Raw genomic sequence first — 23,447 nt, forward strand, 5'->3', positions numbered from 1 at the left:
ATTCTGCCGCCATGCAGTACAATTCGCCACTCCTGATCGGTCGAGACCGTGAGGTTGATCTGCTCGATACGCACCTGGAGGCGGCCAGGAAAGGCCGGGGCGGCACGGTCGTCATCGTGGGCGATCCCGGTATCGGCAAGTCCCGGCTGACAGCGGAATGCCTTCACCGGGCCGGCGAGGCGGGTATGAGGACGCTGCGCGGACGCGGCAGCAACGTCAGCGCGGATGTCCCGTTCAAACCACTGAGCGAAGCCCTTTTCTCCTTCGCCAGGTCCCGGCGGCCGCCCAGCGATCCCACCCTGGCTCCCTACCTACCGGCGTTGACCACGCTGATCCCCGAATGGCGGCAGGACGGGGCCGCCACCCATCTTGAATCGAAGACGATCCTGGCCGAAGCGGTGTTGCGACTGCTGACGGTGATAGGTCGCGACACCGGTTGCCTGCTGGTCCTCGAAGATCTCCACGAGGCCGACGCCGACACGCTGGCTTTGGTCGAATATCTGGCCGACAACCTCGCCGAAGTGCCCGCCGTCGTACTCGTCAACCTGCGTGGCCACGCCGGCCCGGCCCTCACCCTCGCTTACGCGTGCGCGCAGCGACAGGTCACCGCAATGATCGAGCTCTCGCCGCTGTCGCCGCCGCAGACAAGACTGTTGGCCGCTGCCTGCCTCGACCCCCCTGGTGACATCCCGTCGCCGCTCATCCCACGTTTGGAGCGTGAAACAGACGGCGTGCCGTTCCTCATTGAGGAGTTCATCGGCGTGATGGTCGGCATGGGTGCGTTGCGGCACGACGGCGAGCAGTGGCAGCTGAGCACCGACACAGCGACCCAGGTGCCGACCACGCTGGCCCGAAGCATCAGCATGCGCCTCACCACGCTTGCGCCGAGCACTCGCGATCTGCTCCGGACGGCCGCCATGTTCGGGCTCCGGTTTCCGGTCCCGGTCATCCAGGAGGCCGTCGGACTGGGTGATCACGAAATGGCGGCGTTCCTGCGCTCGGCGACCACGGCGCGGCTCATCACACCGGATGATGGGTCCTCCGGCGAGTGGTATGCCTTCCGGCACACGTTGACGGCCGAGGCCCTGATCGCGTCGCTCATCCCCGCCGAGCGCGCGTCATTCGCGAAACGGGCGGCCGACGCGCTCGAGCGTCTGCATCCCGACCTGCCCGGCGAATGGTGCCAGATCGCGGCCACCCTGCGGCTGGCCGCCGGGGACACCGCGGCGGCGGCGGGCCTGCTCGCGGAGGCGGGCTCCCGGTATCTGAACAGCGGTGCCGCCAACCTCGCCGTGACGATGCTGGAACGCGCCTACGCCCTGGAGGAGACGGCGTCGGCCGATCTGCGGGCGCGCACCCTCCAGCAGCTCCTGCATGCGCTGACCGAAGGCGGCAGGGTGGACAGAGCCCTCATGCTGGTCAAGGGCCTCTCGCTCGCGGACGATCTGACCATGACCATCCGCCATGAGATCGATCTACGGACAAAGCTGGCCTGGGTGGCCGCGGAGACCGGCGAGATCAGCGATGGCCGCGCCCACGTGGCGGTGGTACGCAGGCTCCTGGGCGCCTGCCCCGATGAGGCCCGTACAGCCGCCATCGACGTGATCGAGGCTGAGCTCCTGATCCCCGACCATGGGGTGCTCCAGCACTGCACGCAGGAGATGACGGTCGCGGAGGGCCTCGCGAAGCGGGCGGCGGAGGTCGCCGAGCGCATCCCGCTGCCCGAGGTCGCCTGCCAGGCGTGGGAGCGCATGGCGATGCTCTCCCGAGTCCGGGGATTCGACGAGCCCGACCGGTGCCTGACCCGGATGCAGGCGATCGCGGAGGCTCACGACCTGACGTTGTGGAAGCTGCGCGCGATGCTGCGTCTGGCGGGCAACCATGGCATGCGCACCGGGGGCAGCGAGCCACTGGAAGAGGTGCGCCGGTCGGCGGCTCGGGCGGGTGCGATCAGCCTTGTGCACGGCGCGGAGGCCACGCTCGCGATGGCACGGGTGCTCCGCGGGGAGTACGCCGCCGCCGATGAGATCGCCGCTTCCTGCATCGAGACGACCATCCGACTGGGCCACACCGCCTATACCCAGTACCTGCTGCTGGCCCAGGCGACTCTCGCCGCGCATCAGGCCAGACGCTCGGACATGGAGCGCGCGCTGGTGGAGTTTCGCCGATGGGGCGGGGAGCAGAGCCTCCACATGCCGGTGGTCTACGGTCTGTGCCTGGCCATGTGTTCGCTGCTGGAAGAGGACCGCGACCGCTGTCGCGAGCTGCTGACGCGAGCCCGGGAGTGGGAGGACGAACATCCCACGATCTACTACATGACCGGCCGGTACGGCCTGGGCGTGCTGATGGACGCGCTCACCTCCGAGGTGGGTCTGGCCGAATGGGAGATCGCTGAGAAGGAGCCCGCCGCCGAGCTGAGGTGGAATCGCCATTTCCTCTACCTGGCCAAGGCGGTGTTGTTGGGCAGGCAAGGCGATGCCGAGGGCGCGATGGGCGCGCTGGAGGTGGCTCGCTCCGCGGCGGAGCCGTATCCGCTGGCAGGGCATCTGGGACTGCGGCTGATCGCGGAGCCGGCCCTGGCAGACCAGTGGGGAGAGCCGCTGGCCTGGTTGCGCACCGCCGAGGAGTATTTCCATCGGGCGCGAATAACCGCGGTCGCCGGAGCCTGCCGCTCACTCCTGCGCGAGGCGGGGGCCGCCGTGACCTACCGCCGGACCGGTCACGATGAGTTGCCCGCGCCCTTGCGCAACCGAGGGGTGACCGTGCGGGAGCATCAGGTGCTGATCCTGCTCGCCGAACGGCGCGGCAATGTCGAGATCGGCGAGAGGCTGTTCATCTCGCCACGAACGGTGGAAAAGCATGTGGCCAGCCTGCTGTCGAAGACGGGGCTGCCCGACCGGGCCGCCCTACGTGAGTACGCGGCCACGCTCGCGCGGTAGACCGCCCCGTGATGAGAGCGAGCGGCATGACGCGCCACGTGAGCGGTGGACGGCTCAACGGCCCCCGTCCACCGCTCAGGCGCTGCGGACTCAGTAGGTCCAGGTCCACGTCCAGGTCCAGGACACGGTGACGGTCAGAGTGATCGACTCGTTCGCGTCCTTGACGGCGGCGGTGTGCTGTTCGTGGAGGATCGCCTCGGTGGAGGTGTAGTTCGCGTAGCCGGCGATCAGTTCGTTCATCGGATTGCTCCTTGTCAGAAGGTGACGGTGGCGGTGACGACGGTGTAGGGGTAGGCGGTGATGGAGTAGGTGAGGCTGGGAACCTGGATCACCGCGATATCCGCCTGAACGGCGGCGTTCTGCTGTTCGTGGAGGATCGCCTCGGTGGAGGCGTAGTTCGCGTAGCCTGCGATCAACTCGTTCATCAGGCCATTCCTTGTCAGATGCTGACGATGGTGTAGGACATCGAGATCGTGAGCGAGAACGAGTTCGAGAACGTGATCAGAGAGACCTCCTGCTGAACGGCGGCGTTCTGCTGCTCGTGGAGGATCGCCTCGGTGGAGGCGTAGTTCGCGTAGCCTGCGATCAGTTCGTTCATCGGGCCGCTCCTCGTCAGATGGTGACGGTGATGGTGATGGTGAAGGTGAGCGTGATCGAGAGCAGCGCCTGCTCGTGCTGAACGGCGGCGTTCTGCTGCTCGTGGAGGATCGCCTCGGTGGAGGCGTAGTTCGCATAACCCGCGATCAGTTCGTCCGTCATCGAAACCTGCCTGTCGTTTGCGAGTAGGGCCGCGCCGAGGCACGGCCGGCCGGGTGCATTCCGGGTCCGGGCACTACCCAAACAAATCGCCACTCGGGGGGAAATGGCGAAAGTCTGCGTATTCCAGACTCGCCTGACCTGTCATAGACCTGCAGGACACTGCGGTTCTCCTGCTATTCGGGGCGCGAATGCCCGTCATGCCGGCAAGCTCTTGTCAGGCACCTGTCATATGCCTGCTGCCGGTGAGTTATTGCGATATCGCGTCACTCTGGAGCCTCCCTAGGGTTCCGGTCATGGATGTGAGAGAGGAAACCGGCCAAAAGACGCCGATGACGGCACGTCTGGTGCCGGCCAGGCCCATGAGGCGCCCGGCCGAATTCACGCGAACCATCGCCTCGGTCAGCGGCGCCACCCCGATCGTGGCTGACATGCAGAGCTTCGTCGGACGCAACGACAACTGGCGAGTCCCCACCGTCGAAGCGGGCGACCTGTTCGTGAAACGCCTGAGAGGCGATCGCGCTCACGTCGAGGCCCGGATGCGCCGGATGCTCGCGTTCCAGCAGGTGATCGCCGGGCACCGGGCAGACGAACTGCGTACCGTGCCGTTCCGCGGCAGTGACCTCGAGCACGGTCTGCTGGTCTTCGACTACGTGCCCGAATCGCGCACCGGCGCCGACCTGCTCGCCAGCGGTGAGCTGGACACCGAGAGGGCCTACCGGATAGGCCGGATTCTCGGCGAGATCCACCGGCTGCCCAGACCGGCGGCCGATCTCCCCGAAGGCGTCGAAGGCCGCAAGGCGACCGCCTTCTACGCGCTGAGCCCAGAGGACTACGCCAACTGCAGCGGGGGCGAGGTCGAGGCCTGGGCCATGCTCCAGCACGACAAAGTGCTGGTGGAGGCGCTGAACCGGCTGCACCGCACGTCGGCCGAGGCCCCGGCCACGGCCGTGCACGGAGACATCAGGCTCGACCAGTTCCTGTTCGCGGGCGACGACCTCTACGTGGTCGACTGGGAGGAGTTCCGCTACTCCGATCCGGCGCGTGACGTCGGCAGCTTCGCCGGCGAATTCGTCCACCACGCGGTGGTGCGCATGTTCGCCGAGCTCGACGTCGATCCCGGCCTTGCCCCCGGCGCCGCCCATGAGGCCATCGTCGCGGCCGGCGACCAGCAGCTGGCGAACGTGCGCGAGCACATCCGCCGCTTCTGGTGCGGTTACCGGGAGGTCGCGGAGATCGACGACGGTCTGGCGGTCCGCGCCACCGGATATATCGGCTGGCACTTCTTCGACCGCCTGCTCGCGGGTGCGGTGCACGGCGGCAGGCTCAGCGCCGTCGAGCGGGGCACGGCCGGGATCGGGAGGAACGCCCTCATCCAGCCTGAACGATTCGCCGCCACCATCGGCCTTGGAGAGGACTGACACCATGACGACCGTGCACACCGGCCTGCTCGACGAACTGGAGCAGACTCTCGGCGGCCTGCGCATCGACCACGAGCGCAAGAGCGTGACCGTCGGCGACGAGACGATCTCACAAGACAGCCAGACGCGCCTGGGCCAGGAGCTCGGCGGGGTGCTTTACCGGCACTGGCACTCCGGCTCCGGACGCCGCCCCGATGATCGTGACCCCCGCCGGGACTACGACTTCGAGGACCTGCTGCGTGAGGCCACCCCGCACCGCACGAGCAAGACGCCGGCGATCGTGAAGTCCGCCCTGCTCGACGGACCGTTCGGCCAGCACGCCCTGTTCGACGTGGGGCGGGTCCGCCTGCGGATCCCCGGGGCCGAGGTGCTGTCCCCGTTGCCCGAGATCGGCACCAGGACGACGCTCGACCTGCCCTCGATCCGCCCGGCTCTCTCCCCGGGTTTCTTCCTGGTCGACGGCTCGGCCGGCGGCCACGCGTCCGGCAAGCACGTCCTCCGGCTGTACCTGCACGTCGACGAGGCGTCGACGGCTCCGGCCGTGTGGCAGGCCGTACTCACGTATCTGGAGTCCCAGGGGGTGACCTATCGGGCGAAGGTCCTGGCCAGGGCGGGCTGGTACCCCCGGCGCGACGCGATCGTGGTCTACCTCACCGAGGAGTCATGGCACACGGTGGACGGCGTCGTCGACGCGGTCAGACACCTGCCGGGGCTGAATCCCGAGCACTCGGTCATGACCCGTCCGATCGCCGACGGAGTGGCCTTCGGCTGGGAGCCGCGAGACGCCCGGATCGGCTGGGGCCGCATGAGCCTCGGCCAGCACCGCACCGCCGTGATCGCCCACGCGGTCGCCGCGCACCTGTTCCAGGGCGTGGATCTGCCTACCGCGGTCGCTGACGCCTTCATCGAGGCCAACGTCGACCCGCGGGCGCCGTACCGCAACAACGACAGCCCCGACTGGGCTCCGACCACGTCGGGAGCGGTGTCATGACGTCCACCCGTGTGTCCTTCATGTTCCCGCAGCAGCCCACCGATCCGGACGCGATCGTGCCGTACGGCCGGCTCGTGCCGGAGATCGGAGCGGAACGGCTCTGGCTGGGCCAGTCGCTGCGCATCGAGTCGCATCCGGCCCTGGCCTACCTGGCGGGCACCGGCTGCCGGATCTCGGTGGGCATGGCCGTCGGGCTGATCGTCCTGCGGCACCCCTACGACGCCGCTGTGCAGGCGCGTTCTCTCGCCCGGCTGATGAACAATCCTGTCGCCATCGGCTACGGCGCGGCCTATCCCCAGTTCGTCAAAAGCGTGCGGGGAGCGCCCTACGCCAAGCCCGCCACCGCCGTGGGGGAGTTCATCGACATCGCCCGCAGGTTGGCCAACAATCAGGCGGTCGCCCATGACGGAGAGCACTTCAAGGTGCACGCCAGGCTCGCCCCGATGGAGACGCCCAAGGTGGAGATCGGGGCGGGTGTGCTTCGCACGGGGATGGCGCGGATCACCGGCCGGAGCGGCGACCTCGCGATGACGTGGCTGACCCCGCTGAACTACCTCGAGAACGTCGTGATGCCGGCGGTGGCCGAGGGGGCACGAGGGGTGCAGGCGCCGCCTCGCATCGTCTCGGTGGTCCATGCCGCGGTGCGGCGGCCCGGACGCAACCCGATGCTGCTCGCCCAGCATGGCAGCATCAGCCACCTTCAGGCCCCCCACTACACGGACATGCTGCGCAAGGCCGGCCTCGATGTGGACGCCTCCGACCCGGTCTCGGGCGCACGCGAACTCGTCCAGGAGGGGATCTACCTCTATGGCGACGCGTCCCACATAGCCGACGAGATCGCCAAGTTCCACGCGATAGGCGTCGACGAGGTGGTCATCAACCCCACCTCGGTCAGCAACATGTACGGCACGCAGGCGACCATCGAGGATCTCCGGGACATATTCGCCGCGCTCGCCGAGCGGCGAACCCGCACGACGCGGAAGGGAGAAGCCGATGTCACGTCGTCCGGAATCGCCGACGCTGCGGCTGCTGTCCCGGTCGGTTAGGTCCCGGCGTGGCCGGCTCTCGGCCGCCATCATGCTGGCGCTGCTGTCGGCGGCCTCGGGGGTCGTCGCACCCCTGCTGATCGCGCGCATCCTCAGCGGAATCGGCGGCCGGCACACCGACCTGACCGCGCCGATCGTCCAACTGGTCGTATGCGTGCTGGCCGGGGCGTTCGCCGGCGGCTGGTCGTCCTACCTGCTGAGTTCGGCCGGTGAACGCGCCATCGAGGATGTGCGCACCGCGGTGGTGCGCCACGCCGTCCGGCTGCGCGTCCCGGTGATCCGCCGCATCGGGGTGGGCGAGATCGTCTCGCGGATGGGTCCCGACGCGGCGCAGCTACGAGCGATCACCGATACGGGCGTCACCGTCCTGCCGGTCTCGGCGGTCATGGTGGCCGCTTACATCACGGTCATGGGGCTGCTCGACTGGGTGATGCTGGCCGTCACCGTCGGCACCTTCGCGGTCGCCTCGATCGCCATCCGCGCCTTCCTGGTCGGCATGCGGAAGGCGGCGCAGAGCCAGCAGGCGGCGCTCGGCCGCCTGGCGCAGTCCGCCCAGTCCGTGTTCACCATGATCTCTACCGTCAAGGCGTACCGTGCGGAAGACCGTGCGGTCGAGCCGCTGCGGGAGGCGACCGGCGCGGCGGCCACCTCGGCGATCCGGGCGGCCCGCGCGCAGGCGGCGATCAGCCCGCTCATGGGGCTCGGCCAGCAAATCGCGATCATCGGTGTTCTCGCCGTGGGCGGCATCCGCCTGTCGTCGGGCGCGATCGACATCGCCGGCTTCGTCGCCTTCCTGATGTACCTCTTCCAGCTGGTGAACCCGCTGATGACCCTCGCTCAGGGCGCCGGCAGGATCCAGGTCGGAAGGGCCGCCGCCACCCGGGTCGACGAGGTGCTCGGCGCGGAGGCCGAGCCGTCCGACGCCGGGCCGGCGCCCGCGCTGCCTCCGCAGGCGCCCGCTCTCCGGCTCCGCGAGGTGGATGTCACACTGGCGGACAAGCTCGTGCTCGACAATGTGTCGCTCGAAGTGCCGCGCACGGGCGTCCTCGCCGTCGTCGGGCCGTCGGGGGCGGGCAAATCCACCCTGCTGAACGTCGTCGAACGGTTCACGGAGCCGAGCAGCGGACATGTCGAGCTGCTGGGCGCCCCCCTGGACGCCTGGCCGATCGGTGAGGCACGGCGGCGGATGGCACTGGTCGAGCAGGACCGGACGATGCTCAACACGAGCATCCGGCGGAATCTCACCCTCGGCCGACAGGACGACCCGACCGACGAGCGGTTGCTGGACGCCCTGCGCGCGGTCGGCCTGGAGGAGACCGTACGGGCACTGCCGGATGGGCTCGACGCCGTCCTCGGCGAGGGCGTGCAGATGTCCGGCGGCGAAGAGCAGCGATTGGCCATCGCCCGTGCGCTGCTCACCGACGCGGAGATCCTCCTGCTCGACGAGCCGAGCGCACACCTGGACGGCGTCAACGAGATGCGGCTCGTCGACCTGCTGGCACGGCTGGGCCGCGAGCGGGCGGTGGTGGTCGTCACCCACCGTCCGTCCACGATCGCCGCCGCCCGATCCGTCGCCGTCATGGAGGCCGGCCGTGTGGTGGCCGTAGACGATCACGAGACCCTGCTGGCCACCTGCCCGGCCTATCGGGCGGTGGCCCACGATCAAGGCGAGGCCGTCATGGCGGCCGCGCTCTCGTAGCCGGCGAAGGAGCCGGCGGAACAGGAAACTCGACATGCTCATGACACCTGCGCGCCTGCCGATGGAGGTGGTGAGCCGTCGGCTCCCCGGCGGGGCGACCGTGATCGTCCGGCCCGACCCCCTGCTGGGGTTCGTGGCGCTCAACGTCTGGCACAGCACGGGCTCGATCCACGACCCCGCCGGGCGATCGGGGCTGGCGCACCTCGTCGAACACGTGATGTCCGACCCCGCCGAGGGCGCGGCCGAATCCGTTCAGCCGAGCGGATCCACCCAGGCGACCACCGCCTACGAATGCACCAACTACGTCGACACCGGGCCGCCCGAGACGCTGCCCGAGCTGCTGTCCAGAGCCGTGGAGCGGATCAGGCGCGGCAGGGCGGGCATCACGGCCGCAGGCCTGGAGCGGCAGCGCGGAATCGTGCGGGAGGAGATCCGCCAACGTGAGGAGTCCGGGCGGTTCGGCTCGGGGCTGCGGCGGAGCCTACGGCTGCTGTTCGGCGCGGACCATCCGTTCGGCAAGCCGCCGCTCGGGGACCCGGAAGAGATCGCCGAGATCACTCCGGTCGATGTCGAACGGTTCATCGAGTGCCACTACGGGGCCGCACGCCTCGTCGTGTCGATCGTCGGGTCCGTCCATCCCGAGCACGCCATGGAGTTGGCCGCACGCCACCTGGGCGGACTGCCCGCCGGACCCCGGCCCGAGACGCCCGTGCTCTCCGGGCCGGAGGCCGGCGGCTATCGGCGAGAGGATGTGCGGGAGGGGCAGCGGACCGGGATGTTGCGGTACGCCTTCGCCCTCCCCGCGGCGGGCGAGCACCTGTCGGCGGCGGGCGAAGTCGTCATGGCGGCCCTCGCGGGCGCCTCGTGGTCGGTGCTCGGAGCCGATCTGGCCGACTACTACCGGCTGCTGGGTTCCATGGCCCAGCATGGTCGCTGCGGCTGCGGCCCGTCGCTCGGGCTGATCAAGATTGTCGCGCCGGCGGGTGTCGACCTGTGTGAGCTCGAGGATGCGGTGACCACCCGCCTGGCCGACCTGGCCGGCACCGGCCTGCGCGAGGATGTGCTCGCCGCGGCGAAGGCCAAACGCGGCAAGGAGCAGTTGGCCGTGCTCGGCGGCGCCCGGACGTGCGCCGAGGAGCTGTGCCGTGAACAGGCCTGGTCCGGCGACCCCGCCGGGGTGACCGGCCGCCTGGCCGCCGTCCGCGCCGTGACCGCCGACCAGGTCGCGGAGATCGCCGCAGGATCGCTGGCGCGGCCGGCGGTCGTCGCCTTCCACACCGACCCTCTGGGGAACCCCACATGGATCGCATGACCGCCCCGCGAGCCTGGCGCTTTCCGGCCGCACGCACGTTCCTGCTCGACAACGGGATGCGAGTGAAGCTGGTGGACATGCCGGGCCGGTTCGTCGCATCGGTCGCCGTCGTCGTCGGCCTGCCCACCGCGGTGGAAACCCCTCGGACCGAGGGAGTGGTGGGGGCGTACTCCGCGATGATGCTCGCCGACGCGCCGCATGCCAAGGCCGGCCCGGTGAGCGACGTCGCGAAGGCCGGCGGAATGATCACCACCAAATGTGGTCATCGAGGCCCGGCGGTCCTGGCGGACTGCCCCGTGCTCGAACTGCCGCGGCTGTTCGAGGCGCTCGCGGCCATGCTGCTGCGCTTCGAGCCGACGGCCCGCTCCTTCGACGCCCACCGGCGTCTGGTCGCCGCCGAACTCGCCGTGGAATCGGATGACCCGGCCGGTTTGGCCAACAAGCTGCTGCACGAGTCCGTGCTCGACCCCGCGAGCCGGTACAGCCGCCCGATGAGCGGCACCGAGCGGTCGTGGCAACACCTGAGCTTGGCCGACGTCGTGGAGTTGTACGAGACTCAGGTCGGCCCGCGGCAGATGACCTTGATCGTCGTCGGCGATCTGTCGATGCTCGACGCGGCCAAGGCCGTCGCCGACGCCTTCGGCGGCTACCCCGGCCGGGACCGCCCCCCGGTGGCCGACCGACCGCCGACCCCCGGCGGCGGGCCGCGACTGCTGTGCCGTTCCGGGCGCGGCGGACCGCAGACCAGGTTGATGCTGGGATGCTTCGCGACAGACCGTCTGGATCCGCGGTGGCCCTCGGCCAGGGCCGCGGCCGAACTGCTCGGGGCGGGCCCGAACTCCTTGCTCAATGCGGAACTACGCGGCCGCATGGCCCTCACATACGGGGTCGAGGCGAGATTCCTGCCGTTCTTCTCGGGGGGAATGTTCGTGGTGAGCGGAGCGGTGGATGCCGAGCACAGTGAGCAGGCGGCAGCGGCGATCCTGCGGGTGCTGCACGAGGTCCGCCACGGCGCGGTGGACCCCGACCTGTTCGAGCGGGTCCGCCGCCGCATGATCAGCACCGCGGCGGAGATCTACGAGTCCACTCTGGCCGTCGCCCAGCAGTACACGGAACTCGTCTCATGCGGGATCGACGAGTCGTACATCGATGATCACCTCGACCGGCTCGGCTCTTTGGACGCGGCGCGGATGGCGGACGATTTCCGCGGTCTCGTCGATCCCGGCCGGCTGCACACCGTCGCCGTCGGCCGGTTCGACCCTCGTGCGCCGGCGCTGGCCGGGTCCGGACTCGACGGACTCGGGTGCGCCTGACCCGGGTTCGGCCCGGCGGGAGGGACACGACCTAGGGGCGGGTGGCCTCCGCCGGGGTGGCTGCGGATTCCAGGTCGTGCACCCAGCGCGCGACCTGCACCCGCGAGTTGCAGTCGAGCTTCCGCATGACCTGGCGGAGATGGTTGATGACCGTCCATTCAGAGATGCGGAGCCGACGCGCGATCTGTTTGTTGGTCAATCCCATGGCGACCAGGCTCGCCACCTCTGATTCGCGGGAGGTGAGCTCCGACCGCTCCTTGAGCAGGTGCGGATCCGCCGTTCCGAGGGGTGCCATGCCGGGGCGTCGAGACATGGCGGCGCCCGTTGGGTTGCCATTCCAGCGGCGCTGCAGGATCTCGCAGAGCAGATCGACGAGGTCGACGGAGGCGCCCGCCGCCGACCACCGCTGCAGCGAAATCGCGCCGATGCGGATGGAAAGCCGTCTGTCCGCCTCAGCCACGACCGACCACCACGCTGAGGCACCGTCAGTCCGATGCGCGCAGGTCCGGCTGATCGAGCCGGAGACCATCGCGAGATCGATGCCGTCCTGGTGCGGATCGCGAGGATGGTGGTCCTCGATCACTGTCGCGACCGCCGACATCGTCGCCGCCGGCCCGAGCGGCAGCAGTTTCGTCAGAGCACGCTCAAGGTAAGGACGCGTGTCGCCCAATCCGGTGGCGCACGCGGCCACCGCCCGCCACAGCAGCAGGGAACCGGCGGCGTACTCGTCGCCGTTGCGCATGGCTTCGAACAGTGCCGTGCGGCACTCGGCGTCGGCCCGCTCGAACAGCCGCATCCGGGTCAGACACGCGATGTACTCGCTGACCGACTCGCTCAGCCGGGTGAGATCTCCCCGCTTTCTGTCGGCGCTGACACATTCGGCCAGAGCCTCGGCCAGTTCCTCGGACCCGCGACCGTCGCAGACCAGATTGCCCAGCAGCGCGATCTCCGTTCTGTCCGGAACCGCGAGCCTCGACAGGTCCTCGAAGCAGACCTCGGCCGCCTCCTGCTCCCCTGCGGCGGCGAAGACCCGTACGGCCAGCTCAGCCAGCGAATACCGTTCCTGCGCAGTGGCCGGGACATATTCCCGGATGATGGGCAGGAGGTGCGGGAGCAGTTCGGTAACCCCGCAGGTGCGGGCGAGCAGCGGCAGGGCATCGCACATGAGTGCGACTGCCTGGGCATATCTGCCGTTGCCGACCAGCTCTGTGATCGCACATCGCATGTTGCGCTGCTCATACTGGAATTCCGCGAAAACGGTGCGCTGCGACTCGGCGAAACAGCCGGCGGCCATGCGTCTGATGTAGGCGGAGAGGTAGTCGGCCTGAGACTGCCGGATGGCCGCGAGCGACACCTCGGGTTGGCCGGCACACCAGCTCGCGACCGCGAACCCGGTCACCCGCAGGTGATAGCGGCCACGGGATTCGCCCTGGCCGGGCTCGGCGCCGAACACCAGGCCGCGCTCGACGAGCGAACGGGTCAGGCTGTCGATGTCGCAACGCGGCAGTGAATGCCGCAGGACGCTTATGCCGGCGCCGCCCGGCAGAGCGAGGATCGACGCGAGGACGACCATCTCGTCGCCGGTCAGGCTGAGGTGGGCGGAGTCTGTGTCGCCGAGGAGCTCGGCCAGACGATTGCGGGGGGTGTCCTCACTCACCGACTCGTGTACGGCCGTCAGGCCGTGCCGGGCGACGAGGTCGGCGAGCATGTCGACATCCGACGGGATGCCGAACGAGGCGGCGCAGATGCGCGTCACGCTGCCGATGTCTTCCGGAGCGAGAGTGAATGTCGGGTCGCGGCGCCGTAGGCGGCGGAGGAAGAAACGCACCACCTCACTGGAGTGCGCCGGATCGGCATCGGACGTGATCTGGTCCACCGGGCCGCTCAGTGGCCGTATCGGCAGGGTGAGCACCCCGTCCAGCTCGTCCTTGCGGTGCGTGGTGAGGACGATGCGGACCTGCGGGTGGCGATGCGGCAGCTCCAGCAGAGCGCGCCGTCGGCCGGGGTCCAGGAATCCGATGTCGTCGACCAGGACCACCAGGTGTGACCTCGGACCAATCGCGCCGATGGCCCTGTCCAAGTGCTCGAAGAGGTCACCTGACGGCTCCTGGTCTCCTGCGGAGGCGGCGAACACGGCGATGTCGTCGAATAGGGACAGATGTTCGCGCAGGCTGGCCAACAGCTTGGTCTTACCGATACCGGGGCAACCCGTCAGTGCCAGCGCCCGGGTGTCAGCAGAGAAGAGCCAGGTGCGGACAGTCTCGAGAGCGCCGCTTACCTGTGGGAGATCCAGGCTTTCCGCGTCCGGGCCAGGGTAGTCCGGCCACGGCTTCTCCCCGGTACGGCCGCCGACGAACCTCGCACGAGTACCTTTTGCCTGCTCACCGGCTCCGGTGGTTGTCCTTAGGTTCACGGAGGCCAGTATGGGGTCGCAGCTCGCACCCACACATGGGGGCAAAGCCCCCATAATCTGCCACGAGTCAACGTGGACAAACCGAGGGCACTCATGTGAGCCCTGGGGACGCGAGTGCGCCGCGGGCCATCTGGTGCAGCAGTTCGGCCATGGCTTCGGGCGGGAGCTCCCCGGCGCTGCGCGGGGTGGAGTTGAGCAGGCCGAAGACGGCGTGGGTGGCCGCGCGCAGGCGTGCCGGCGGGCAGGAGGGGTGCAGCTCGGTCAGCACGGTCACCCATTCCTCGACGTAGAGCCGCTGCAGCCGGCGGATCGCCCGGCGGGCGTGTTCCGGCACGTTGTCGAGTTCGCGCTCGTGGACGCGGATGAGGGCGGGCTCGCCCAGGGCGAACTCGATGTGCCCGCGCAGCAGCGCGTCGAGCGCGGCCTCGGCCCGGTCGGCCGTGGTGGCCAGCCGGGCACCCCGCTCGTGCAGCCGCTCGCTGATGTCGAGCAGCATCTCGGCGAGCAGCGCCTCCTTGCCGCTGAAGTGCCGGTACAGGGCGGGGCCGGAGATCCCCACCGCCGCGCCGATCTCCTCGATCCGGACCCCGTGGAAGCCGCGCGCGGCGAACAGTTCCGCCGCCGCCGCCAGGATCTCGGCGCGGCGATTGCGGGTAGGGGTGGCCATGGGCCCCCATGGTAGACGAAGCAAGTTAATGATGGTTAACATCCGGGCATGAGCGTGAATCCCTGGCCGGCGCTGGAGAGCCGGTGCGACCCCGGCGGCGAGCCGTACAAGCGGAACGCCGAGGCGAACGAGCGCCTCGCGGCGGATCTGCGCGAGCGGCTGGCGGCAGCGGCGCGCGGCGGCTCCGAGCGGGCCCGCGAGCGGCACGTCGGGCGCGGCAAGCTGCTGCCCAGGGACCGGGTGGACACGCTGCTCGATCCGGGCGGCCGGTTCCTGGAACTGTCGCCACTCGCGGCGACCGGGCTCTACGACGACCAGGCCCCGGCGGCCGGGATCATCACCGGCATCGGCCGGATCTCGGGCCGCGAGTGCGTGATCGTCGCCAACGACGCCACGGTCAAGGGCGGGACGTACTACCCGATCACGGTCAAGAAGCATCTGCGCGCCCAGGAGGTCGCGCTGCACAACAACCTGCCGTGCGTCTACCTGGTCGACTCGGGTGGGGCTTTCCTCCCCAAGCAGGACGAGGTCTTCCCCGATAGGGAGCATTTCGGCCGGATCTTCTACAACCAGGCCACGATGTCGGCCCGGGGCATCCCGCAGATCGCGGCCGTGCTCGGCTCGTGCACCGCCGGCGGCGCGTACGTCCCGGCCATGAGCGACGAGGCGGTGATCGTCCGCGGCCAGGGCACGATCTTCCTGGGCGGCCCGCCGCTGGTGAAGGCCGCCACCGGCGAAGAGGTCACGGCCGAGGAGCTGGGCGGCGGCGAGGTCCACTCCCGCGTCAGCGGCGTCACCGACCACCTCGCCGCCGACGACGCCGACGCCCTGCGGATCGTCCGCGACATCGTGGCCACCCTCGCCCCGCGTGCCCCACGCCCGTGGGACGTCGCCGCCACCGAGCCGCCGGCCTGCGACCCGCGCGAGCTGTACGGGATCATCCCCACCGACACGCGGACGCCGTACGACGTGCGCGAGGTGATCGCCCGGGTCGTCGACGGCAGCCGGTTCCTGGAGTTCAAGGCGGAGTACGGCCCGACGCTCGTGACGGGCTACGCCCGCATCCACGGACACCCGGTCGGGATCATCGCCAACAACGGCATCCTGTTCGCCGAGTCCGCGCTGAAGGGCGCCCACTTCATCGAGCTGTGCGACCGGCGCGGCATCCCCCTGGTCTTCCTGCAGAACATCAGCGGCTTCATGGTCGGCAAGGCCTACGAGCACGGCGGCATCGCCAAGCACGGCGCGAAGATGGTCACGGCGGTCTCCTGCGCTCGGGTGCCGAAGTTCACCGTGATCACCGGGGGGTCGTTCGGCGCGGGCAACTACGCCATGGCGGGCCGCGCCTACTCGCCGCGTTTCCTGTGGATGTGGCCGAACGCCCGCATCTCGGTCATGGGCGGGGAGCAGGCCGCCACCGTCCTGACCATGGTCGGCGACGCCGACGCGGACGAGATCAGGGCGCAGTACGAGCACCAGGGCAATCCCTACTACTCGACGGCCCGCCTCTGGGACGACGGGGTGATCGATCCGGCGGACACCAGGACCGTGCTCGGCCTGGCGCTCGGCGCCGCCGCCAACGCCCCGCTCGAACCCGTCGGCTACGGCGTCTTCCGGATGTGAGGCAGTGAGGCAGTGATGTTCGCGAGCGTACTGATCGCCAACCGGGCAGAGATCGCGGTCCGGATCATCCGGACGCTGCGGGCCATGGGCGTCCGCTCGGTCGCCGTCCACAGCGACGCCGACCGCGACGCCCGGCACGTGCGCGAGGCCGACCTCGCCGTACGGCTCGACCGCGGCTACCTCGACATCGACGCCGTCATCGAGGCCGCCCGGGCGACCGGGGCCGAGGCGATCCACCCCGGGTACGGATTCCTCGCCGAGAACGCCGAGTTCGCCCGCCGGTGCGCCGCCGCCGGGCTGGTGTTCGTCGGGCCGCCCGCCGAGGCGATCGAGGCCATGGGCGACAAGATCCGGGCCAAGGAGACGGTCTCCCGGGCCGGGGTGCCGGTCGTGCCGGGTGGGGCGGAGCCGGACGACGACCTCGTGGCGGCCGCGGCCGCGATCGGCTTCCCGGTGCTGGTCAAGCCCTCGGCAGGCGGCGGCGGCAAGGGCATGCTGCCGGTGTGGTCGGCCGGCGAACTGCCCGCCGCGCTGGAGTCGGCCCGTCGTACGGCGCTGGCCGCTTTCGGGGACGGCACGCTGCTGATCGAGCGGCTGGTGGAGCGGCCCCGGCACATCGAGATCCAGGTCCTCGCCGACGGCCACGGCAACGTGGTCCATCTGGGTGAGCGCGAGTGCAGCCTGCAGCGCCGCCACCAGAAGATCATCGAGGAGGCGCCCTCGCCCCTGCTCGACGCCGACACGCGGGAGCGGATGGGCGCCGCGGCGGTCGACGCGGCCAAATCCGTCGGATATGTGGGCGCGGGGACCGTCGAGTTCATCGTGTCCGGCCGCCGGGAGCACAGCGGGGCGCCGATCGGGTTCTCCTTCATGGAGATGAACACCCGGCTGCAGGTGGAGCACCCGGTGACCGAGATGGTGACCGGCCTCGACCTGGTGGAGCTCCAGCTCCGGATCGCCGCAGGGGAGCCGCTGCCCTTCGGGCAGGAGGACGTACGGCTGCGCGGCCACGCCGTCGAGGCCCGCGTCTACGCGGAGGACCCGGCCAGGGACTTCCTGCCCACCGGCGGCCGGATCCTGGCGCTGCGCGAGCCGGCCGGGACGGGCATCAGGGTGGGCGGTGCCTATGGCGACGGCGTTCGCGTCGACTCTGGACTGGCCGAGGGCATGGCGGTCGGTAGCGACTACGACCCGATGCTGGCGAAGGTCGTGGCCTGGGCCCCCGATCGGGCGGGCGCGCTGGCGGCCCTCGACCGGGCGCTCGGGTCGACCGTGCTGCTCGGCGTGACCACGAACGTCGCGTTCCTGCGCGGCCTGCTGGCCGATCCCGGCGTCACCGCGGGGACTCTCGACACCGGCCTCGTCGAGAGGCACACGGCCGAACGGCACACGACCGAGGCGGCCGTGCCCGACGAGGTCCTCGCGGCGGCCGCGCTCGTCTTCCAGGCGGGGACCGGCCATCCGGCCGGGGATCCGTGGGATGTCGCGGACGGCTGGCGGATCGGGGAGCGGGCGTGGACCCTCCACCGGCTCGGCGTGCCGGTGCGGGTGCGCGGCCCGGTGGACGACGCGGAGATCGAAGTTAATGGTCGTTCACTCGGCCGGGCGCGGCTCGTGCTGCGCGACGGCGAGGCGGCGGTCACGGTCGGCGGGGTCACCCGGCGGTACGCGCTGGCGCGGGACCACGGCGCGCTCTGGCTGGGCGCGCTGTGGCACGAGGAGGGCGGCCACGCCTGGCGGATCACCCGGGCCGAGCCCGGGCGGGACCGCGAGGCGACCGCTCACGCCGGAGACGGGGTGGTGCGCAGTCCGATGCCCGGGACCGTGCTGGTCGTGAAGGCGGCGGAGGGCGACCCGGTGACCGCGGGCCAGCCGCTGCTGATCGTGGAGGCGATGAAGATGGAGCACACGCTGACCGCGCCGGTCGACGGCGTGCTCGCCGAGCTGCGGGCGAGACCCGGCCAGTCCGTGGAGCTCGACGCGATCCTGGCGAGGGTGACGGCATGCGAGTGACGATCTATGAGGTGGGGCCGCGCGACGGCCTGCAGAACGAGTCCGTGACCCTGCCCGTCGAGGTCAAGCGGGAGTTCATCCGGCGGCTGGCCGAGGCGGGCCTGACGACCATCGAGGCGACCAGCTTCGTGCACCCCAAGTGGGTGCCCCAGCTCGCGGACGCCGCCGAGCTGCTTGCCGACATGCCGCGCGAGCCGGGTGTCCGCTATCCGGTGCTGGTCCCCAACGAGCGGGGGCTCGACCGCGCGCTGGAGCACGGGGTGACCGACATCGCGATCTTCGGTAGCGCCACCGAGTCGTTCGCGCAGCGGAACCTGAACCGGACGCTGGAGTCCCAGTTCGAGATGTTCGCCCCGGTCGTCGAGCGGGCGCTGGCGGGCGGCATGCGGGTCAGGGCGTACGTCTCGATGTGTTTCGGCGACCCCTGGGAGGGCCCGGTCGCGCCCGAGCAGGTGGTGCGCGTGGGCCGGCGGCTGCTCGATCTGGGCTGCTACCAGCTGTCGCTGGGCGACACGATCGGCGTGGGCACGCCCGGCCACGTGGACGCGCTGCTGGACGCCTTCGAGGTGGCCGGCGTGGGGCCGGACCGTCTCGCCGTCCACTTCCACGACACCTACGGCCAGGCTCTCGCCAACACCCTCGCCGCGCTGCGCCGGGGGATCACCGTCGTCGACGCCTCCACCGGCGGCATCGGCGGCTGCCCGTACGCCAAGAGTGCCACCGGCAACCTGGCCACCGAAGACCTGGTGTGGATGCTCGACGGTCTCGGCGTGGAGACCGGCGTCGACGTCAGGTCGCTGGTGGCCACCAGCCGGTGGCTCGCCGACCTGCTCGGCCGTCCGAGCCCGTCCCGGGTCGTCCAAGCTCTTTCCAAGGAGGCGTAGAAGATGCTCAACGACGAGCACATCGAGCTGCGTAAGTCCGTCGAGGAGTTCGCCCGTGAGGTGGTGGCCCCGGTGATCGGGGACTACTACGAGCGGTGCGAGTTTCCGTACGAGATCGTCCGGAAGATGGGCGCTATGGGGCTGTTCGGCCTGCCCGTCCCGGAGGAGTACGGCGGCATGGGCGGCGACTACTTCGCCCTCTGCCTCACGCTGGAGGAGCTGGCCAGGGTCGACTCCTCGGTCGCCATCACGCTGGAGGCGGCGGTCTCGCTGGGCGCGATGCCCCTTTTGCGGTACGGCACGGCCGAGCAGAAGGCGCGCTGGCTGCCGAAGCTGACCTCGGGGGAGATGCTCGGGGCCTTCGGACTGACCGAGCCCGGCGGCGGCACCGACGTGCCCGGCGGCATGCGGACGACGGCCGTGCTGGACGGCGGCGAATGGGTGATCAACGGGTCGAAGGCGTTCATCACCAACTCGGGAACGGATATCACCGGCTTCGTCGCGGTGGCCGCGATCACCGGTCGCGAGGGCGGACGGCCGGAGATCTCCACGATCATCGTCCCCTCGGGCACACCGGGCTTCACGGTGTCGAAGAAGTACTCCAAGGTCGGCTGGTCGGCCTCCGACACCCGTGAGCTGTCCTTCACCGACTGCCGCGTGCCGGAGGAGAACCTCCTCGGCGAGCGCGGCCGGGGCTACGCGCAGTTCCTGCGCACCCTCGACGAGGGCCGCGTCGCCATCGCCGCCCTGTCCGTCGGCCTGGCGCAGGGCTGCGTGGACGAGTCGCTGCGGTACGCGCGTGAGCGCACGGCCTTCGGCCGGGCGATCGGCGGCTTCCAGGCCATGCAGTTCAAGATCGCCGACATGGAGGCCCGGGCGCACACGGCCAGGCTCGCCTACTACCACGCGGCCGAGCGGATGCTGGCCGGCCTGCCGTTCAAGAAGGAGGCCGCCATCGCCAAGCTCGTCGCGTCGAACGCGGCGATGGACAACGCCCGCGACGCCACCCAGGTATTCGGCGGCTACGGTTTCATGAACGAGTTCCCCGTGGGCCGGTTCTACCGGGACGCCAAGATCCTGGAGGTCGGCGAGGGCACCAGCGAGGTGCAGCGCATGCTGATCGCCCGCGAGCTCGGCATGGACGCCTGAGCCGGTTGGAGCGTCAGATATAGTGCCGGTCTCGCCGTGGGCACGCGGGAATGGACGTTTTCCCCCGGGTAAACCTAGAGTCTTCCCATGACGTCTGGTCAGCTGATGCTCCGTAAGGCCGAGAAGTCCGACGCGGATGAGATCTTCGCGCTGGCGCGTGAGTTCGCTCTGACGTTCCGGCCGGAGCGTGCGCCGTTCGACGCGGCCTTCCCGCGGCTCCTCGAGAACGAGGACACGCTGCTGATCGTGGCCACGCTCGACGGGGCCGTCCGGGGCTATCTGCTCGGCTTCTCGCATCTCACGCTGTTCGCCAACGGCCCGGTCGCCTGGGTGGAGGAGGCGATGATCGACAGCGGCTACCGCCGCCACGGCATCGGCCGCAGGCTGCTCGTCGAGTTCGAGACATGGGCGCGTTCGCGGGGAGCCGGCTACGTCGCGATGGCCACCCGGCGGGCGGCCGAGTTCTACGGCGCCCTGAAGTACGAGGTCGCCGGCACCTACTACCGCAAAATGTGCAAGTAACCACCCCAGCCCCAGGTTTCCCTCCGAGTCCCCCCTCCCCGTGTTCGCAAGATCACGAGGTGAGGGAGGTGAGCTGGGCGTCGAGGCGGTAGCCGTCGACGGTCACGTAGACCGAGTCGCCTGGCTGGGCGTTGAGCCGCATCAGGACGGGCTGGAGGGAGTCGAACACCGGCTGCCGGTCCCGCCAGACAAGCACGACCGCGTTGTCGCCGGGCCCGGTGACCGACAGCAGCGTGCCTGGCCGCATGCCGAGCTGGGCGGCGTACCCCTCGGGGACCGCCACCGGCCCGCCCCGCAGGTGCTCGCTGGTGACGTCGATCCGCTGCCAGCGGCGCGGGTCGGAGGCGGGGCCGGAGGACGGGCGGGGACCCGGCACGAGATGCGGCCGGGGCTGCTGGCGCGGTTGCTGCTGGTGCGGTTGCTGCCGGGGCGCCCCGCCGGTGAGCGCGTTCAGCGCGGCGAGCGCGGTGGCCGCGTCGGGCCCGTTGTTCGCCTGCGAGGGGATCGGTACGCCGCCACGGTGCTGGTGGCCGTTCGCCCCGGGCGTGCGGCGGGGCAGCGGCGCGGGCTTTTCCGGCTGCGCGGCGGGCGCCTCCGGCCGGGGCATCGACTCCAGCCAGGCCCTGGCCGAGTGCGCCCGGATGCCGAGTCGGCCGAGCAGTTCGATGACGTCGGCGTCGGCGGGCTTGCCCGTCAGGAGCTGCCGGGTCTTGTCCCGCAGCCCGAACAGGTCGCCGACGACGAGCCAGCCGTCCTGGAGGCGGCGGTCGGGCATCAGCGTGACGAGCACCCGCCACAGCGGCACACCGAGGGCCGGCACCTCGACCGGGTGGGAGGGGTCGGCGGCGATGAGCTGGTCCTGGGTGGCGGCCGCGCCGAGCCACTCGGTCAGCCCGAACAGGTGACCGGTGAGAGGTGCGGAGTCTGAGGAGCGCAGCCACTGGAGCACCCGCTCTTCGGCGGCCCGCTGCGCGTGGGACAGGGCATCGCGGTCGACGTTGAGGTTGTGGGCGAGCTCGCGAAGGCCGACCGGCTCGGCCGCGAACAGCCGCTGGGCCGCGACGGCCCTGGTGAGCGGGTCCCAGCCGCGGAACAGTCCGTCCACGAGCACGACCATCGGGTGTTCGCTCGGCGGCGGCGGAGGCTCGGGTGCGGCCATGGGAGCAGCCGTGGGGGCGGCCATAGGGGCGGCCGTGGGGGCGGCCGTGGGGGCCGGTACGGCTGCCGCCTGGGCCGCGGCGGCGGGTTCCGCCCCGGAGGAGGCGAGGTGGCCGAAGATCTCCCGGAAGACGGTGGCGAGAATGACCTCGGGGGAGGCGGGAGCGGCGGGGGCCTGCAGGTCGCAGGGGGTGAGGCGGCGCAGCCGGTACCAGCCGCCCAGGCCGTTGACCAGCGAGCGGACCGGTTCGGGCCAGCCGGGCAGGGCCGGGTCCACGGTGTGCACCTGCAGTGCGGGAAGCAGGTCGGTGAGCGGGAGATGGTCCCAGCGGCCCACCGCCAGCCGGGCCAGCCGCTCGCAGAGCCAGTCGACACCGGTCGCCTCCATGGCCCGTCCGAGCGTGATTGAGGCCCACCAACCTCCGGGCAGGCGTGGGTCGGCCAGCATTTCGGCCACCTGCTGCGGACGGCTCCAGCGCAGGGCGGGAACCATGTCGCTCAGGCAGATCCTTGACTCGGCGTCCATCGGTTTGACCGAACCCTCCCGCGAGTGACGCATGGTGCTAATGGTGCAGCTTACGCCGCTGACGAGCAATTGGTGTCAATAGGATAAAGTTCGCGGCGACCGGTCGGCCACAGGTCGGCCGCCGACCTGCGCGACTGCCGCCGATCCCGCCTCGCAGCCCTTCCGGAGGGCGTCTTCGGGAGCCAGCCCGGACAGCAGGCCGGCGAGGAGGCCCGCCGCGAACGCGTCTCCCGCGCCCGTGGAGTCGACCACGGCCGCGGCGGGTGCGGAGGCACGCGCGATCACCCTCCCGCCCCGGGCGAGCAACGCCCCCTCGGCCCCCAGTTTCACGACGGCCAGGCCGTACCGGGTGCTGAGGACCTCGGCCGCCGTGTCGGCGTGCCGTTCCCCGGCGAGCAGCAGGGCCTCCTCCAGGTTGGGCACCACGATCCCGGCGGGGGAGGTCTCCCGGAGGAACCGCTCGGGCCCGAAGCCGCGCAGGAATCCGGCCGAGGCCGGGTCCACGCTGATGGTCACGCCGCGCCCGGCCGCCTCCCGCATCGCCAGCCGGGCCAGCTCCAGCCCCGGCGCGGCGAACAGCGTGTATCCCGACAGGTGCAGGTGCCCGACCCCGTCGAGCAGCGCGGGCGTCCAGTCGGCCACTCCGATGCGGCCGCCGGCGCCGCGGTTGGTGAGCATGGACCGCTCTCCCTTTCCCGGCCCGGCGGCGCCGTCGACCATCGAGATCACGATCGCGGTCGGCTGCTCGGGGTCGATCCGCACGTTCGGCCGCACCCCGGTCCGCGCCAGCTCGGCCGTGTGCCACTCGCCGGTGTCGCGGCCGGCCCGGCCCAGGAAGCGGGTGTCCACGCCGAGATGGGCCGCCCAGGCCGCGGTGTTCGCGCCCGAGCCGCCCGGACGCAGCGTGATGTCGGCGGGTGTGTCGGTGCCGGGGGCGACCGGGTGCGCGTGCAGCGCCACGACGTCGGTGACGACGTCGCCGATCACCAGCAGACCGGTCATCAGTTCCCCCCGA

Annotated in this window: 20 protein-coding genes; 12 read left to right on the plus strand and 8 right to left on the minus strand. The window is 70.6% G+C overall.

Going from position 1 to position 23,447, the window contains the following annotated elements; all coding sequences use genetic code 11:
- The first annotated feature begins 11 nt into the window (after positions 1-11).
- Entirely contained in the window at positions 12-2,939 is a 2,928-nt protein-coding gene (locus Mth01_RS21810; protein ID WP_204017773.1) for a helix-turn-helix transcriptional regulator, read from the plus strand.
- A gap of 90 nt (positions 2,940-3,029) precedes the next feature.
- On the opposite strand, the gene Mth01_RS21815 is transcribed toward Mth01_RS21810, so the two are convergent.
- The 4 genes from Mth01_RS21815 to Mth01_RS21830 are packed head-to-tail and all read right to left on the minus strand — an operon-like array spanning position 3,030 to position 3,698.
- On the minus strand, positions 3,030-3,179 hold the full coding sequence (locus tag Mth01_RS21815; RefSeq protein WP_204017774.1) for a hypothetical protein: 150 nt from the start codon (positions 3,177-3,179) through the stop codon (positions 3,030-3,032).
- Positions 3,180-3,193: 14 nt separating this feature from the next.
- A complete protein-coding gene (locus Mth01_RS21820; protein ID WP_204017775.1) occupies positions 3,194-3,364 on the minus strand; it encodes a hypothetical protein in 171 nt (56 codons plus the stop codon).
- A gap of 14 nt (positions 3,365-3,378) precedes the next feature.
- Complete coding sequence (locus tag Mth01_RS21825) at positions 3,379-3,537, minus strand: hypothetical protein (protein ID WP_204017776.1); 159 nt, start codon at positions 3,535-3,537, stop codon at positions 3,379-3,381.
- Positions 3,538-3,551: 14 nt separating this feature from the next.
- A complete protein-coding gene (locus Mth01_RS21830; protein ID WP_204017777.1) occupies positions 3,552-3,698 on the minus strand; it encodes a hypothetical protein in 147 nt (48 codons plus the stop codon).
- A 329-nt stretch (positions 3,699-4,027) separates the two neighbouring features.
- Between Mth01_RS21830 and lxmK the strand changes: the two genes are divergently transcribed.
- The 6 genes from lxmK to Mth01_RS21860 are packed head-to-tail and all read left to right on the plus strand — an operon-like array spanning position 4,028 to position 11,477.
- Positions 4,028-5,116: a class V lanthionine synthetase subunit LxmK gene (gene lxmK, locus Mth01_RS21835; RefSeq protein ID WP_204017778.1), complete on the plus strand. Its 1,089-nt coding sequence runs from the start codon at positions 4,028-4,030 to the stop codon at positions 5,114-5,116.
- A gap of 4 nt (positions 5,117-5,120) precedes the next feature.
- Entirely contained in the window at positions 5,121-6,107 is a 987-nt protein-coding gene (locus tag Mth01_RS21840) for a T3SS effector HopA1 family protein (RefSeq protein ID WP_204017779.1), read from the plus strand.
- The gene (locus Mth01_RS21845; protein WP_204017780.1) at positions 6,104-7,153 is read left to right on the plus strand and encodes an LLM class flavin-dependent oxidoreductase; all 1,050 of its coding nucleotides are present in this window, start codon (positions 6,104-6,106) and stop codon (positions 7,151-7,153) included. The genes Mth01_RS21840 and Mth01_RS21845 overlap by 4 nt, the downstream gene beginning before the upstream one ends.
- Complete coding sequence (locus tag Mth01_RS21850; RefSeq protein ID WP_204017781.1) at positions 7,101-8,852, plus strand: ABC transporter ATP-binding protein; 1,752 nt, start codon at positions 7,101-7,103, stop codon at positions 8,850-8,852. The genes Mth01_RS21845 and Mth01_RS21850 overlap by 53 nt, the downstream gene beginning before the upstream one ends.
- Before the next feature lie 34 nt (positions 8,853-8,886).
- Complete coding sequence (locus tag Mth01_RS21855; RefSeq protein WP_204017782.1) at positions 8,887-10,164, plus strand: M16 family metallopeptidase; 1,278 nt, start codon at positions 8,887-8,889, stop codon at positions 10,162-10,164.
- A complete protein-coding gene (locus Mth01_RS21860; RefSeq protein ID WP_204017783.1) occupies positions 10,161-11,477 on the plus strand; it encodes a M16 family metallopeptidase in 1,317 nt (438 codons plus the stop codon). Before Mth01_RS21855 ends, Mth01_RS21860 begins: the two co-directional genes overlap by 4 nt.
- A gap of 31 nt (positions 11,478-11,508) precedes the next feature.
- Here Mth01_RS21860 and Mth01_RS21865 read toward each other — a convergent pair whose 3' ends face one another.
- Together Mth01_RS21865 and Mth01_RS21870 are read right to left on the minus strand one after the other, a co-directional pair.
- The gene (locus Mth01_RS21865; RefSeq protein ID WP_204017784.1) at positions 11,509-13,890 is read right to left on the minus strand and encodes a LuxR C-terminal-related transcriptional regulator; all 2,382 of its coding nucleotides are present in this window, start codon (positions 13,888-13,890) and stop codon (positions 11,509-11,511) included.
- A 91-nt stretch (positions 13,891-13,981) separates the two neighbouring features.
- The gene (locus Mth01_RS21870; RefSeq protein ID WP_204017785.1) at positions 13,982-14,557 is read right to left on the minus strand and encodes an SACE_7040 family transcriptional regulator; all 576 of its coding nucleotides are present in this window, start codon (positions 14,555-14,557) and stop codon (positions 13,982-13,984) included.
- Between the two features lie 48 nt (positions 14,558-14,605).
- Here Mth01_RS21870 and Mth01_RS21875 point away from each other — a divergent pair, with 48 nt between their 5' ends.
- The 5 genes from Mth01_RS21875 to Mth01_RS21895 all read left to right on the plus strand — a co-directional run bounded on the left by Mth01_RS21875 (position 14,606) and on the right by Mth01_RS21895 (position 20,748).
- Entirely contained in the window at positions 14,606-16,180 is a 1,575-nt protein-coding gene (locus Mth01_RS21875; protein ID WP_204017786.1) for a carboxyl transferase domain-containing protein, read from the plus strand.
- 15 nt (positions 16,181-16,195) lie between these two features.
- Positions 16,196-18,193 (plus strand): acetyl/propionyl/methylcrotonyl-CoA carboxylase subunit alpha, encoded by a 1,998-nt coding sequence (locus Mth01_RS21880; protein WP_204017787.1) that lies wholly within the window; start codon positions 16,196-16,198, stop codon positions 18,191-18,193.
- A complete protein-coding gene (locus Mth01_RS21885) occupies positions 18,184-19,077 on the plus strand; it encodes a hydroxymethylglutaryl-CoA lyase (protein ID WP_204017788.1) in 894 nt (297 codons plus the stop codon). Before Mth01_RS21880 ends, Mth01_RS21885 begins: the two co-directional genes overlap by 10 nt.
- A gap of 3 nt (positions 19,078-19,080) precedes the next feature.
- Complete coding sequence (locus Mth01_RS21890; protein WP_204017789.1) at positions 19,081-20,226, plus strand: acyl-CoA dehydrogenase family protein; 1,146 nt, start codon at positions 19,081-19,083, stop codon at positions 20,224-20,226.
- 87 nt (positions 20,227-20,313) lie between these two features.
- The gene (locus Mth01_RS21895) at positions 20,314-20,748 is read left to right on the plus strand and encodes a GNAT family N-acetyltransferase (RefSeq protein ID WP_204017790.1); all 435 of its coding nucleotides are present in this window, start codon (positions 20,314-20,316) and stop codon (positions 20,746-20,748) included.
- Positions 20,749-20,800: 52 nt separating this feature from the next.
- On the opposite strand, the gene Mth01_RS21900 is transcribed toward Mth01_RS21895, so the two are convergent.
- On the minus strand, positions 20,801-22,465 hold the full coding sequence (locus Mth01_RS21900; RefSeq protein WP_204017791.1) for a hypothetical protein: 1,665 nt from the start codon (positions 22,463-22,465) through the stop codon (positions 20,801-20,803).
- 42 nt (positions 22,466-22,507) lie between these two features.
- Entirely contained in the window at positions 22,508-23,434 is a 927-nt protein-coding gene (locus Mth01_RS21905; protein WP_204017792.1) for a carbohydrate kinase family protein, read from the minus strand.
- Positions 23,435-23,447 lie beyond the last annotated feature (13 nt).

This window comes from Sphaerimonospora thailandensis (assembly GCF_016863115.1).
GTDB classification, from domain to species: domain Bacteria; phylum Actinomycetota; class Actinomycetes; order Streptosporangiales; family Streptosporangiaceae; genus Sphaerimonospora; species Sphaerimonospora cavernae.